The 14,605-nt window shown below is 63.4% G+C and carries 12 protein-coding genes and 1 pseudogene; all 13 read right to left on the bottom strand.

Translation table 11 applies throughout. From position 1 onward, the window contains the following. Positions 1-5: 5 nt before the first annotated feature. Positions 6-521, bottom strand: coding sequence for a type IV pilus modification protein PilV (pilV, locus tag I5W_RS04710; RefSeq protein WP_017452080.1), 516 nt, complete (start codon positions 519-521; stop codon positions 6-8). Between the two features lie 92 nt (positions 522-613). Next, on the bottom strand, positions 614-1,228 hold the full coding sequence (locus tag I5W_RS04705) for a DUF924 family protein (RefSeq protein WP_044528375.1): 615 nt from the start codon (positions 1,226-1,228) through the stop codon (positions 614-616). Beyond that, a complete protein-coding gene (locus I5W_RS04700) occupies positions 1,225-1,446 on the bottom strand; it encodes an RNA-binding S4 domain-containing protein (protein WP_017452082.1) in 222 nt (73 codons plus the stop codon). The genes I5W_RS04705 and I5W_RS04700 overlap by 4 nt, the downstream gene beginning before the upstream one ends. Before the next feature lie 59 nt (positions 1,447-1,505). Then, positions 1,506-2,156 carry a response regulator gene (locus I5W_RS04695; protein WP_044528374.1) on the bottom strand — a complete coding sequence of 217 codons (651 nt, stop codon included), beginning with the start codon at positions 2,154-2,156 and terminating at the stop codon, positions 1,506-1,508. Between the two features lie 35 nt (positions 2,157-2,191). Then, on the bottom strand, positions 2,192-4,126 hold the full coding sequence (locus I5W_RS04690) for a type IV pili methyl-accepting chemotaxis transducer N-terminal domain-containing protein (RefSeq protein WP_044528373.1): 1,935 nt from the start codon (positions 4,124-4,126) through the stop codon (positions 2,192-2,194). 108 nt (positions 4,127-4,234) lie between these two features. After that, the gene (gene moaA, locus I5W_RS04685; protein WP_044528372.1) at positions 4,235-5,242 is read right to left on the bottom strand and encodes a GTP 3',8-cyclase MoaA; all 1,008 of its coding nucleotides are present in this window, start codon (positions 5,240-5,242) and stop codon (positions 4,235-4,237) included. Positions 5,243-5,262: 20 nt separating this feature from the next. Then, complete coding sequence (locus I5W_RS33995) at positions 5,263-5,739, bottom strand: peptidylprolyl isomerase (RefSeq protein WP_306302667.1); 477 nt, start codon at positions 5,737-5,739, stop codon at positions 5,263-5,265. Positions 5,740-6,023: 284 nt separating this feature from the next. Next, complete coding sequence (narI, locus tag I5W_RS04675) at positions 6,024-6,707, bottom strand: respiratory nitrate reductase subunit gamma (RefSeq protein ID WP_044528371.1); 684 nt, start codon at positions 6,705-6,707, stop codon at positions 6,024-6,026. A gap of 37 nt (positions 6,708-6,744) precedes the next feature. After that, complete coding sequence (gene narJ, locus I5W_RS04670; protein WP_044528370.1) at positions 6,745-7,440, bottom strand: nitrate reductase molybdenum cofactor assembly chaperone; 696 nt, start codon at positions 7,438-7,440, stop codon at positions 6,745-6,747. Positions 7,441-7,454: 14 nt separating this feature from the next. Continuing rightward, positions 7,455-9,008: a nitrate reductase subunit beta gene (narH, locus tag I5W_RS04665; protein ID WP_044528369.1), complete on the bottom strand. Its 1,554-nt coding sequence runs from the start codon at positions 9,006-9,008 to the stop codon at positions 7,455-7,457. Continuing rightward, complete coding sequence (locus I5W_RS04660; protein ID WP_044528368.1) at positions 9,005-12,733, bottom strand: nitrate reductase subunit alpha; 3,729 nt, start codon at positions 12,731-12,733, stop codon at positions 9,005-9,007. Before I5W_RS04660 ends, narH begins: the two co-directional genes overlap by 4 nt. 151 nt (positions 12,734-12,884) lie before the next feature. Beyond that, entirely contained in the window at positions 12,885-14,273 is a 1,389-nt protein-coding gene (locus I5W_RS04655; RefSeq protein ID WP_044528367.1) for a NarK family nitrate/nitrite MFS transporter, read from the bottom strand. 25 nt (positions 14,274-14,298) lie between these two features. Then, positions 14,299-14,605, bottom strand: a pseudogene (locus tag I5W_RS04650) (MFS transporter); the annotation flags it as partial.

Raw genomic sequence — 14,605 nt, 5'->3', positions numbered from 1 at the left:
CATGTTCAGTGGCCCAGTACCAGGGTCAGCAGCGGGGCGCTGGCCGCGGTGGAGGGCGTGGCTGCGCCGATGCGGCGCCAGCCCAGCTTGAGTACCACCGGGGCATTGCCTTGGTCATCGCATTGCCAGTCCTCCGGCGTGCGGCTGCGGCCATCACGGCACACCGTCACGCGCGCGTGCGGGAAATCGCGGACCAGGCGCCCGGTCCAGTCGGCCAACGCGGCGCGGGTGAAGTCGCCGGGGCTGCAGGCGGCCAGTTCGCAATCGACCTGGGCCGGCAGCGCCTTGCCGGGGCTCAAGGAAAACAGGAAGGGGTCAGATGTGCCTGCCGGCTGCGGCATGGCGTTGCGCAGTTCGGCCAGTTCTTGCGCCATCAGCGTGGCGCGGGCGTGCAGGCCGCTATCCTGGCTGCTGCGCAGGGCGTGCAATTGCAGCATCACCATGGCCAGGGCGCCCGTGCCGATGACCAGCATGGCCACCAGCACTTCGATCATCGAGAAACCACGGCGGAGACCACGCATGGGAGCTCCTGAAAAGGAAAGCCCGCGAGTCTATGGCAAAAGAAAATGACCTTCCAGCAAAAGCCCGAATCAGTCAATAGTTCTCGAAAACTTCAGAAGGAGGAGCCCGGCTGCGTCAGGAATTCGGTTTCTTCCGGGGTGGATGTGCGGCCCAGGATGCGGTTGCGATGCGGGAAGCGGCCGAAGCGTTCGATCACGGCATGATGCCGCCTGGCGTAGTCGGCATAGCCATCGAAGGCCGGCTGGTCCTCGCCGCTGGCGGTCTTGGCCAGGGTCCGCATCAATTGCACCACGTACTGCTGGTCATCCAGGTCTTCGGCATGTTCCAGCGGCAGGTAGACGAACACCCGGGCGATGGCCGGCAAGGCCTGGTCCAGTCCCATGGCCAGCGCCAGGTGGCAGCACTGGCGTGCCAGCTCATCGAAGGCGAAGGCTTGTGCCGTGTCGCGGTAGATGTTGCGCGGAATCTGGTCCAGCAACACGATCAGCGCCAGCATGGAGCGCGGCGTTTCAGTCCAGTTGTCCAGTTGGTTGGCGGCCGCTTGCTTGAGCAGTGGCTCGAAGCGCTGGCGGCATTCGGCGTCGATGTCCGGGTTCTTGCTCCACCAGAGTTTTTTCTGACGTTCGGCCACCTGGTGCGCCGGCAGGGTATCCCACTGCGGGCCGAACCAGAAGTCCAGCAGGGCGTCGACGGCGGCCTGGCTCATTGTTCGGTGACCGTGATCTGGACGTCGCCCAGGCTGACCTTCTGCCCGGCGCTGATCTTGCAGGTCTTGCGGCTCTCGGGCTTGCCATCGACCTTGACCTGGCCGTCGGCCACCAGTTGCTTGCCAGCGCCGCCGCTGTCGCACAGGCCGCAGAGTTTGAGCAATTGGTTGAGCTCGACGTAGGGATGGCCTTGCAGCGGGAAGGTGATCTTTTGCATATGCTTTCTTTCGGAAATGCCGCCCGCATCAGGCGCGGGGGAGCGGTACGGTACGCCCCTCAGGGCGTTTTGTCCAGGCCGTGTTCCACAGCATACACCGCAATCTGGACCCGGCTGCTCAGGTTGAGCTTCTTGAGGATGTTTTGTACATGAATCTTCACAGTGCTCTCGGCCACGTCCAGGCTGCGGGCGATTTCCTTGTTGCTCTGGCCCTGTGCGACGCAGCGCATGGTTTCGCGTTCGCGCGCGGTCAACTTTTCCTTCATATCGCCTGCAACCCCCGGCCTGGTGGCCCGGAATTGCATCACCAGCTTGGCCGTCATCGCCTCCGAGATGACCGGCTCGCCAGCAGCAGCACGCTTGATGGCTTGCACCAGGTAATCGGCTTCGATGTTCTTGAGCAGATAGCCGGCCGCGCCATTGTGCAGGGCGGTGCTGAGGTCTTCGGCTTCTTCCGAGACCGACAGCATCAGCACGGCCGTCTCCGGCAAGTCTTCCACGATCAGTTGCATGGCTTCCAGGCCCGACAGACCGGGCATGTTCAGATCCATCAGCACCACGTCGGGATGCAACTGGCGGGCGCGCTTGACACCATCGAGGCCATCGACGGCCTCGCCCACGACCTCGAATTCGGGATGGCGTTGCAGCAGCAGGCGGATGCCGCTGCGAAACAGGGTATGGTCATCGACCAGGAGAATGCGGATGCTCATGCGGCGACTACTCCATTGAAAATGCGAAATTGCGCTCAGGCTACCAGCCGTTCCTCACGCATCAGCCGGACGGTGATGCGGGTGCCGGTGCCGGGCTGGCTGGCGATGTCCAGATGCGCGCCCAGCCGTTCGGCGCGCTCCTGCATGATGCGCAAGCCCACGTGTTCGCTACCTTTTGCGCGCGCCTGGTCGAGCTGGAAGCCGTGGCCATCGTCGCTGACCGTGAGGCAGAAGTCGCGGCCATTGTCGACCTCGATCCTGACCCGGCTGGCCTGGGCGTGCTTGCGGATGTTGGACAGGGCTTCCTGCAGGATGAACAGCACCTGCAGTTGCTGTTCCGGCGCCAGCGGCGGGCCGTCGCCGGTGATCTCGATGTCGCCCTGCAAGCCGCTCTGGCGTTGCAGTTTCTCGACTGCCTTGCGCATCTCGGATTCCAGATCGCTGTCCTGCAGGCGGCTGCGGAAGTTCAACAGCAGCTCGCGCACGTCTTCGTAGTTTTCCTGCACGCCGGCCCGCAGCAGGGGCGCGATGTCTCGGATCTCGGCCAGGTCTTCGCGGGCCAGCGAATCTTCCAGCATCTGCACCTGCAGGTTCAGGAAGTTCAAGCCCTGGGCAATGCTGTCGTGCAGGCCCTGGGCCATCAGGTTGCGCTCGTGGGAGACTGCGAATTCCTTTTCGCGTGCGATCAGGCGCTGGTTCTCGATGGCCGAGCCCAGGTGCCGGCCCAGGGTTTCCAGCAGCCGGCGTTCTTCTTCGCTGATCTGGCGTTCCCGGGAAAAATGCAGCGAGAAGCTGCCCACGACCTGTTCGCGTACCTGGATCTGGAAGATGCCCAGCGATACCGCGCCTTCTTCCTGGCAGCGATAGCGGCGCTGCTGGTCCAGTTCACGGAAGTCGCGCACCAGGATGATGCCCTGCGAGGTGGCGGTGCCGCACAGGCAGTCGCCGACCTTGAGGCAGCGTTCTTCATCGATGATGCGTTCGGAAATCCCTTCATGCACCGCGATATACAGGTTGCCGCGTTCATCGAGGATGCGCACCGTGCCGCCATCGGCCTGGATGCGTTGCATGATGCGGCGCAGGAAGCCACTGCACAGCGCCTCGATGGTGTGCGCCCCGGAGAGGAAGTCGGTGATTTCATAGAGCGTGCCGACTTCTTCATTCTGCTCGCGCAGGCGTGCGGTCTTTTCCGCGACGCGTTCTTCCAGCGTGCGATGCACCCCCTGCACGTGATCGGCCATCTGATTGAAGCCTTGTGCCAGTTGACCGAACTCATCTTCGCTATCGATGGCCAGCCGCACGTCCAGGTCGTTTTGCGACATGCGGGCAATGCCCGCCTGCAAGCGCCGCACGGGGCCGACGATCCACAGGTAGAGCAGGTACAGCACGGCGATGCTGGCGGCCAGCGCCAGGAAGATCAGCGCCGTCTGGCACAGCCGCAGCCAGGTGGTCTTGCCGGCCAGGTCGGCTTCCACCAGGGCCACCAGCAGGTTGATCTCGCCCACGAAATCGGGCAGCTCCTGCAGGTATTGCGCCAGCGCCTGCTGGCGTTGCTGATCATCGTCCGCCTGCAACACATCCCTGGCGTGGACTTGCATACGTTGTTGCCACTGGCCTTGTACCTGCAGCAATTGCTCATGGATGGGGCCGCGTGGTGGCACGAAGCTGGGCTGTCCGGTTTGCCCGGTCTGCAACATCGCCAGGATCTGGCTGAAGCGCTCGATATCGTGCTGCACAGTGTCACGCGCCTGCTGGTGTTCCAGCGCCAGTCCCAGTTGGTAGGAGCGCATCCGCAGGCTGCCGGCTTCGTTGATGACGGTGCCGCCGCCTTCCAGTTGCCAGGACAGCAGCAGGGTATAGCCGATGGCCGTCATGGTCAGGCCCAGGCCGACCAGGGTCATCAGCAGGATGCGGAAGGTCAGCCGCTTGTGGGGCGGCAAGGGTAGCAGCGGGGCGGCGGGAGAGGGCATGGCGGTTCCGGGCGGCGGGCGAGCAGGCAGTCTATGCCTTCGCCGGGTGAAAATCACGGGGGTGAAGTCAACTTTCCTGCACTTTTTGTGCGGTCTTGCTCCTGCGCTTCAGCCGCCGGTCTGGGACATGAAACGAATGATCTTGTGCGGTTGTTCCTGGAATTCATGGCGTTCCGGTTTCAGTTCGATGGCCAGGCGGATGGCCTCTTCCAGGCCCGCATCATCGATCCCGGCACGCAGCAGGGGACGCAGCTCGACGCGCGCCTCCTGGCCCAGGCACAGGTAGAGCGTGCCATCCACCGACACGCGCACGCGGTTGCAAGTGGCGCAGAAATGCTGGCTGATGGGCGAGATGAAACCGATGGTCCCGTCACCCTCGGCGCGCTGCCAGTAGCGCGCCGGCCCGCCGCCCAGTTCGGCGGCCAGCGGTTGCAGGCCGAAGCGCGTCACCAGTTGCTCGCGGATCGGGCCGATATCGACGGTGCCGCTGTGGCGCCCGGTCTCGCCCATGGGCATGGCTTCGATCAGGCGCAGGATGAACCCTTGTTCGAAGCAGAATTCGGCCATGCGCGGGATTTCTGCTTCATTGACCCCGCGCAGTACCACCATGTTGACCTTGATGGGGGCGAAGCCCGCCGCCTTGGCTGCAGCCAACCCGGCCATGACGCTCTCCAGGCTGTCGCGTCCGGTGATGCGGGTGACGCAGGTGCGTTCCAGGCTATCCAGGCTGACGTTGATGCGCGTCACGCCTGCCGCGCGCAAGGCCTGGGCGTGCTTGTGCATCTGCGTGGCATTGGTGGACAGGGATAGTTCCTCCACCCCTGGCAGCGCCGATAGTTGCGCCGCCAGCGCCGGCAAGTGGCGTCGCAACAGCGGCTCGCCCCCGGTCAGCCGTACCCGGCCCACGCCCAGGCGGGCAAAGGCGCCGATGACGCGGCTGATCTCATCGAAACTGAGCCAGTTGGCCGGCTCCTCGAAGCCGTTAAAGCCCTTGGGCATACAGTAGCTGCAGCGCAGGTCGCAGCGATCGGTGACCGACAGCCGCACATAGCTGATGCGGCGGCCGAAGCGGTCTTGCAATAACGGGCGGTCGCTAGGTACAGAGGGGAAGGACATGATGATTCAGCCAGTCAGTGTCATTGCACCAGCGGCGTACCGGCGCCCGGCAGGTCGATGCCGGAGATGCGGGCGCGGCCGACCAGTAATTGCAGGTACTGACGCACGGCGCGGTCGAAGCTGGCGCGTTGCAGGGCCTGGGCGATGTTCTCGCGCACGGCCTCGAAGGGCAGAGCCTGGCCGTCGAACTTGCGGCCGAGCTGGACGATGTGCAGGCCGAAGCGGCTCTCCACCAGGCGCGGGAGGATGGCGCCGGCCTGGGCAGCGAAGACGGCCTTCTCGAATTCAGGCACGCAGGTGCCGCGCGTGATCTGCCCCAGGCTGCCGCCCTGGGCGTCGGAGGGACAGTTGGAGTTGATCGCAGCCAATTCCGCGAAGCGCTGCGGTTGCGCCAGCAATTCGGCCAGGACCGATTCGGCGTGCAGGCGCAATGCCGCCAGTTCCACTCCTTCCGTGACCTGGAACAGGATATGGCTGACCTCGGCCAGTGCGCCCACACGGAAGCGTCCGGCGCGGCCTGGTAGTGGCGTCGCATTTCTTCTTCGTCCGGCAGCGGTGCATGGACTTCGCGTGNCAGCAGGGCTTCGATGCGGGCGTCTTGGTCGTCTTGTTCCAGGCCCAGTTGCTGTGCCTGTTCCAGCAACAGCCGGCGCAGCACCAGCGTGGTCATGGCCGCGTGCAGATCAGCTTCTTCTTCAGCGCGGGCAGCGAGTTCCTGGGCCATCTCGGCATCGCTCAGTTCGTATTCGTTGACGATCACGGGCATGGTGATTCTCCTCGTTCAGCGCGGACGCACCAGTTGCCAGGCGCGGCCCAGATAGGTGACCGAAGCGAAGCCGCTCCAGACATGCACCAGCCGCGTGAAGGGGAAGATCACGAAGAGCGTGAGTCCCATGAAGAGGTGCAGCTTGAACAGCAGCGGTGCTGCCTCGATGAAGCTGGCCGCATCGCCGCGCAGGGTGATGATGTGCTGGGCCCAGGTCATCAGCAGCACCATCATGTGACCATCGCGATGCTGGGCCGATTCGGCGATGGTGGACAAGCCCAGCCCCAGCGTGACCAGCAGCCACAGCAGCAAGAGCTTGTCGGACGGGCGGGTGACGGCGGCGATGCGCGCATCGCTCCAGCGGCGGTGGATCAGGATCAGCAAGCCCAGCAGGCAGAGCGTGCCGAACACGCCGCCGGCGAGCATGGCTACCGCTTGCTTGAAGCTGTGCGTGACGCCAATGGCATCCCACACCGCCACCGGGGTGAGCAAGCCCACCAGGTGACCGAAGAACAGTCCCAGTACGCCCACATGGAACAGGAGATTGCCCAGCCGCAGACGACCGGCGTGCAGCAGTTGCGAAGAGTCGCTCTTCCAGGTGTACTGCTCGCGCTCGAAGCGCACCAGGCTGCCCAGCAGGAACACGACCAGCGCGATGTAGGGATAGATTCCGTAGAGGAATTGATGCAGGTAATTCATGATGATCTCCCGATTCAGGCGATTGGATGGGCTGGGCTCAATGACTGCTCTGGCTGGTCGGTCGGGCCGCTGGCCGGGGATGGAAATGCAGCGGCTGCACCCCGCCCATGGCCGGCTTGAGCAGTGGTTCCACGCCATCGGCGCCGGGGCCGAAGACTTCCATGGCTTCATCCATGTCGCGCACCGGTGGTTCGTCCTGTTCGCGGGGTTCTACTTCGGTGAGGGTGGTCAGCAGCAGGAACAGGCTGGCGTAGGGACTGTCCCGGCGCTGCAAGCGCGTACCGATGGCGGCCAGCACGTGGATGGCTTCGCCCAGCAGTGTTTCGGCCGCAGCCGGTTCCAGCAGGCTCAGGAATTCCAGGAACAGTGGCACGTAATCGGGCAATTCGGTCGCGGCTGGTTCCACGCCATGGGCGCGGTATTCTTCCAGCAGATCGACCATGGCCTGGCCACGGTCGCGGCTTTCGCCATGGATGTGTTCGAACAGGTGCAGCGAGAGCGCATGGCTGCGGTCGAAGGTATCGACATAAGCTTCCTGCAAGTCGATCAGGGGCGTGCCGGCCAGATGATCCAGCAGCGGCTGCAAGGCGCTCCGGTGGGCCGGTTCGGCTTGCACTGCCAAGCCGATCTCGGGCAGGGCCGCGATCAGGTCCGCTTGCGGATAGCTCATCAGCGCCGAGAGGATGCGATACAGCTTGGCCGTCTCGGCAGCCGGGTGAAGTTGCTTGGACATGGTGTGGTCTCCGTTCATTCGGTGAGGGCGGTCTTCTTGCGCGACTTGGGCATGTCCACGAAGATCACGCTGCCTTGCGGTTTCTTGCCGAACAGGCTGCCGTCCGAGACCCCGCCCGAGCAGCCATTGCCGAAGGTGAAGCCGCAACTGCCCTTGTCGTTGAAGCTGTCTTCCACCATTTCCTTGTGCGAGGACGGCACCACGAAGCGGTCTTCATAGTTGGCGATGGCCAGGGTCTGGTACATGTCCTCGACCTCGGCCGGGTGCAAGCCGACCTGTTGCAGCACGGCGGCATCCTGCTGCCCGTGCACGGTCTCGGCGCGCTTGTAGGCGCGCATGGCCAGCAGGCGTTCGAGCGCGCTCAGGATCGGCGCCTCCTTGCCGGCGGTCAGCAGGTTGGCCAGGTAGCGCACCGGAATGCGCAGCGACTTCACATCGGGAATGAGGCCGGTCATGCCCATGTGACCGGCCTCGGCGGCCTTCTGGATGGGTGACAGCGGCGGTACGTACCAGACCATCGGCAGGGTGCGGTATTCCGGGTGCAGCGGGAAGGCGATCTTCCATTGCAGCGCCATCTTGTACACCGGCGATCTGCGGGCCGACTCCAGCCAGCTCTCGGCAATGCCCTGGCGTCGTGCCTCGGCGATCACGGCCGGGTCGTGCGGATCGAGGAAGCAGTCCAGTTGCGCCTGGTACAGGTCCTGCTCATCGGTCACCGAGGCGGCGGCTTCGATCTTGTCGGCGTCGTAGAGCAGCACCCCGAGGTAGCGGATACGGCCCACGCAGGTTTCCGAGCACACGGTAGGTTGGCCGGCTTCGATGCGTGGATAGCAGAAGGTGCATTTCTCGGCCTTGCCGGAGCTCCAGTTGTAATAAATCTTCTTGTAGGGGCAGCCGGAGATGCACATACGCCACCCACGGCACTTGTCCTGGTCCACCAGCACGATGCCGTCATCCTCGCGCTTGTAGATCGAACCCGAGGGGCAGGAGGCCACGCAGGCCGGATTCAGGCAGTGTTCGCACAGGCGCGGCAGGTACATCATGAAGGTCGATTCGAAGGTGCTGTGCATTTCCTTCTGCACGCCCTCGAAGAGGACATCCTTGCTGCGCGCGCTGAATTCTCCACCGAGGTCATCTTCCCAGTTGGGGCCCCAGGTGATCTTGTCCATCTTCTTGCCGGTCAGTACCGACACCGGTCGCGCCGTCGGCGGGGTGGCCATCAGCGGGGCCTTTTGCAGGTGCTCGTAGTCGTAGGTGAAGGGCTCGTAGTAATCGTCGATGGCCGGCAGGTTGGGGTTGGCGAACAGATTGGCCAGGATGCGCACGCGGCCGCCCTGTTTCGGTTCCAGCTTGCCGCTGGCATTGCGCAGCCAGCCGCCGTTCCACTTCTTCTGGTTTTCCCATTGCTTTGGATAACCGATGCCGGGCTTGGTCTCGACATTGTTGAACCAGGCGTATTCCACGCCATCGCGGCTGGTCCAGACGTTCTTGCAGGTCACCGAGCAGGTGTGGCAACCGATGCACTTGTCCAGGTTGAGCACCATGCCCACTTGTGCGCGAATTCTCATGATGCAGTCCTTTCTTGCTTGCGGCCATCCAGCCAGTCCACCTTGTTCATCTTGCGCAGGACGATGAATTCATCGCGGTTGCTGCCGACCGTGCCGTAGTAGTTGAAGCCATACGACAGTTGCGCATAGCCGCCGATCATGTGGGTGGGCTTGAGCACCGCCCGCGTGACCGAGTTGTGGATGCCGCCACGCTTGCCGCTCAGTTGCGCACCGGGGGTATTCACGATCTTTTCCTGCGCGTGATACATCAGGCACATGCCGCCCGGGATGCGTTGGCTCACCACCACGCGCGCGGTCAGCGTGCCGTTGCTGTTGAAGACTTCCACCCAGTCGTTGTCCACCAGGCCGGCCGCTTTGGCATCGTCTTCAGAGATCCACACGTGCGGCCCGCCGCGACTCAAGGTCAACATGCGCAGGTTGTCCGAATAGGTGGAGTGGATGCCCCACTTCTGGTGCGGCGTGAGGAAGTTGAGCACGATCTCCTTTTCGCCATTGGGCTGGCGGTTGAGCATCGGCGCTACCGTCTTGGTATCGACGGCCGGCTTGTAGACGCACAGGCCTTCGCCGAAATCCAGCATCCAGCGATGATCCTGGTAGAACTGCTGGCGGCCGGTGAGGGTGCGCCAGGGGATCAGTTCATGCACGTTGGTATAGCCGGCGTTGTAGCTGACTTCTTCCGATTCCAGGCCGGACCAGGTGGGGGCCGAGATGATCTTGCGTGGCTGCGCCTGCACATCGCGGAAACGGATCTTGTCGTGTTCGCGCCCGACCGCCAGGTGAGTGTGGTCGCGCCCGGTGATCTTGCCCAGCGCTTCCCAGGCCTTGACGGCGACGTGACCATTGGTTTCCGGCGCGCAGGAAAGGATCATCTCGCAGGCATCGATCGCACTGTCCAGGCGCGGCCGGCCCTGGCTCACGCCGGGTTCGGTGACGCGCTTGTTCAGGGCAGCCAGTTCGCCCACTTCATGGCCGGTCTGCCAGTTGATGCCCTTGCCGCCGTTGCCCAGCTTGTCCAGCAGCGGACCGACTGAGGTGAATTTCTTGTAGATGTCCTTGTAGTTGCGTTCCACCACCACGAAGTTGGGGGCGGTCTTGCCGGGGATGAGATCGCATTCACCCTTCTTCCAGTCCTTGGGTTCGAAGGGCTGGCCCAGTTCGGCCGGGGTATCGTGCATCAGCGGTTGCAGCACGATGTCGCTGCGGGTGCCGAGATAGTCGCCACCGATCTCGCTGAATTTTTTGGCGATGCCTTTGTAGATTTCCCAGTCGGTCTTGCTCTCCCACAGCGGCTGCACGGCTTCGGACAGCGGATGGATGAAGGGATGCATGTCGGAAGTGTTCAGGTCATCCTTTTCATACCAGGTGGCGGTGGGCAGTACGATGTCTGCATACAGGCAGGTGGTGCTCATGCGGAAGTCCAGCGTCACCAGCAGGTCCAGCTTGCCTTCGGCGGCTTGCTCGCGGTACTTGACCTCGCTGGGTTTGATGGCTTCTTTGGGGTCGTCGAACAAGGCGTTCTGGGTACCCAGCAGGTACTTCAGGAAATACTCGTGGCCCTTGCCGGAACTGCCCAGGATGTTGGAGCGCCAGACGAACATGTTGCGCGGGAAGTTCTTCGGGTTGTCGGGGTCGTCGCAGCTCATGTTGACCTCGCCCGACTTGAGCGCTTCCTTGAGGTAATCCTGCGGCGTCTGGCCCTTGGCGCGGGCGTTGTCGCAGATGTCCAGCGGATTGGTTTCCAATTGCGGCGCCGAGGGCAGCCAGCCCATGCGTTCGGACTTGGCGTTCATGTCGATCATGCTCATGGAGGACAGCTTGTCCTTGTCCGCCGTGGGCGCGACGATTTCATCGATGCCCAGCTTTTCATGGCGCCACTGGCTGGTATGGGCATAGAAGAAGCTGGTGCCATTCATCTGGCGCGGCGGGCGCACCCAGTCGGTGGCGAAGGCCAGCGGTGCCCAGCCGAACTGCGGACGCAGCTTTTCCTGCCCGACGTAATGCGCCCAGCCGCCACCGGACTTGCCGATGCAGCCGCACATCATCAGCAGGTTGATGATGCCGCGATAGATCATGTCGTTGTGGTACCAGTGGTTCAGCGCCGCACCGACGATGACCATGCTCTTGCCCTGGGTGTCGTGGGCATTCTGGGCGAATTCGCGCGCCACCTGGATCACCAGTTCGCGTTTGACGCCGGTATGCTTTTCCTGCCAGGCCGGAGTGTAGGGAACCTCGTCGTCGTAGCTGTGGGCAATCTCTCCACCCAGGCCCTGGTCGACGCCGTAGTTGGCCATCATCAAGTCATGCACGGTCGCCACCCGTGCGGTGCTGCCATCGGCCAGGCGCACGTGGCGCACCGGCACCTGGCGCAGCGCCAGCGGCTGGGCATCGTCGCCGCCGAAGTAGTTGAAGGCGACCGTGACCACTTCATCGTGCTGCGCCACCAGCGAGAGCAGCGGGTCGATCTCGCGGCCCGAATGGCCATCGCGGCTTTCCAGATTCCAGCGGCCGACCTTGGCGCCGTCATTGACCTGGCCTTCGCCCCAGCGGTAGCCGATGGAACCGTTGGGGGCGACAATCTCTCCAGTGGCTGCATCGATGGCCAGCGACTTCCAGTCGGCATTGTTGGCTTCTTCAAGCTGGTCCGGCAATTGCGAGGCACGCAGCAGGTGATCCGGCAGGTAGTGGCCGTCGCGCTGCACCAGCCGCACCAGCATGGGCATGTCGGTGTATTGCTTGACGTAGGAACGGAAGTAGGCCGAGGGCTGGGCCTGGTGGAATTCCTTGAGTACCACGTGGCTCATGGCCATGGCCAGGGCGGCATCGGTGCCTTGCTTGGGCGCCAGCCAGATGTCGCCGAACTTGACCATCTCGCCGAAGTCCGAGGACACCGCCACGGTCTTGGTCCCCTTGTAGCGCACCTCGGTATAGAAGTGGGCGTCCGGCGTGCGAGTCTGCGGCACGTTGGAACCCCATACCATCAGGTAGGTGGAGTTGTACCAGTCGGCCGATTCCGGCACGTCGGTCTGCTCGCCCCAGATTTGCGGGCTGGCCGGTGGCAGGTCGCAGTACCAGTCGTAGAAGGACAGCGGTACGCCACCGATCAGGCTGAGATAACGCGCACCGGCCGCATAGGAGACCATCGACATGGCCGGGATGGGCGAGAAGCCGATGATGCGGTCCGGACCATATTGCTTGATGGTGTAGGCATTGGCGGCGGCGATGATTTCGTTGACGGTATCCCAGTCGGCACGCACGAAGCCGCCCAGGCCGCGTATCGACTTGTAGCTGGCAGCCTTGGCGGCGTCGCTGGTGATGGCCGCCCAGGCCTCGACCGGGCTCAGGGTGCGGCGTGCTTCCTGCCACAACTGCATGAGGCGGCCACGAATCATCGGGTATTTCACGCGCTGCGCCGAGTAGACGTACCAGCTATATGAAGCTCCGCGCGGGCAGCCGCGCGGCTCATGGTTGGGCAGGTCGGGACGGGTGCGTGGATAGTCGGTCTGCTGGGTTTCCCAGGTGATCAGGCCGTTCTTGACATAGACCTTCCAGGAGCAGGAGCCGGTGCAGTTGACCCCGTGCGTGGAACGTACCACCTTGTCATGCTGCCAGCGGCTGCGGTAGGCGTTTTCCCATTGGCGGTCTTCGTTGACCACCGCGCCATGTCCATCGGCGAAGGTGGACTTCACCCGTGACATGAACTTCAATCGGTCCAGAAAATGACTCATCGTGAATCCTCGGTTGCGTGGGTGGACATTCCACCTGCGTTGACTGTAGAAAAGTGTAGGCACGCCGCGCGGTCGCGCCTATTCGCCAGCTTGTGCGACTGGCTTCTTCAGGCGGACTAGTCCGACTAGTTCGAAAGAACTAGGTCCGTTCTCAGCAAGGCATCTCCGCACCCCGACGCGCGTAGTACCACCAGGTGATCAACATGCAGCTGGCATAGAAGCCCACGAAGATGAACATGGCCATGTCAGGCGCGCCGGTCATGCGAATGGAAGTACCGAAGCTTTGCGGGATGAAGAAGCCGCCATAGGCCCCGATGGCGCCCGAGAAGCCCAGCACGGCGGCAGATTCCTTGGCTGCATCCAGGCGCGCCTGCTGCAGGGCGGCCTCACCCCCACCCTGGCGCTGGGCGGCGCGTTCGCGCTCGGTCTGGAAGATCAGCGGGATCATGCAGAAGGTCGAGCCATTGCCCAGTCCGGTCAGGATGAACATGACGATGAAGGACGCCAGGAACAGCATGAACTGGTGCGTATGCAAGGCCGGCAGGATGCCCAGCAGGATGGTTAGACCCATGGCCAGGAACACCCACAAGGTCACCCGCGCCCCGCCGATGCGGTCGGACAACATGCCGCCCAAGGGACGCGCCAGGGCGCCGGCCAGGGGGCCGAGGAAGGCATACTGCGCCACCGCGATCTCGGGAAATTCAGCCTTGATCAGCATCGCAAAGGCTGCCGAAAAACCGATGAAGGAACCGAAGGTACCCACGTACAGCCAGCACATGAGCCAGTTGTGCTTGCGCTTGAAGATCACCGCCTGATCGGCCAGCGAGGCCTGCGCCGAGGCGATGTCATTCATACCGAACCAGGCCGCCAGCGTGGCCGCGATGATGAAGGGGACCCAGATGAAACCGGCATTGGCCAGCCAGAAGGTGCTCTCCACACCGCTCTTGGGGTCGTGGAAGAGGAAACCCTGCCCCGAAATGGAGACGGCGAACACCGCCGAAGAAATCACCATCGGTGTAACGAACTGCACCACCGACACGCCCAGGTTGCCGATGCCGGCATTCATGCCGGTGGCGTAACCCTTGCGCGCCTTGGGGAAGAAGAAGCTGATGTTGGCCATGCTGGAACTGAAGTTGCCGCCCCCCAGCCCGCACAGCAGGGCCAGCCCCAACAGGGTGGAATAACTGGTGCTCGGGTCCTGCAGCGCCAGGCCCATGCCGATGGCCGGGATCAGGAGGCTGGCGGTGGAAATGGCGGTCCACTTGCGACCACCGAAGACCGGCACCAGGAAGGAATAGAAGATGCGCAGCGTGGCGCCCGAGAGCGCCGGCAAGGCGGTCAGGAAGAACAGTTGGTCCTTGCTGAAATGAAAGCCGGCCTTGTCCAGGTTGGCCGCTACCACGCTCCACAGCATCCAGACTGCGAAGGCCAGCATCAGGCAGGGGATCGAGATCCACAGATTGCGGCGGGCGACGGCTTGGCCCTGCTGGTGCCAGAACTCGGGATTTTCGGGTTCCCAGCGTTGTAATACGTGATTCATGATGAGTCCTTGTCAGGGAAAGGGATCAATGGCTTGGCAGCGCGTCCGACGAGGTCGGCGTCGGCTCGCGGCGGAACTGGAAATGCATCCAGACCAGCGAGCAGCAGACCGTGCCGTAGAGCAGCATGAAGCAGGAGCTGCGCACACCGGTCAGGTCCAGGGCGATACCAAAGAGGATGGGCAGGATGAAGCCGCCCAGCCCGCCAGCCAGGCCGACGATGCCGGAGACGGCGCCGATGTTGCTGCTGTAGTCGTCCGAGATGAACTTGAAGACCGAAGCCTTGCCCACGGCCATGGCCACGCCCACCACGAACAGCAGCACCGTGAAGAGC

The sequence above is a fragment of the Herbaspirillum sp. B65 genome (assembly GCF_000333555.1).
Classification (GTDB): Bacteria; Pseudomonadota; Gammaproteobacteria; order Burkholderiales; family Burkholderiaceae_D; genus Herbaspirillum; species Herbaspirillum rubrisubalbicans.
This window is presented reverse-complemented; position numbering and strand designations above follow the sequence as displayed.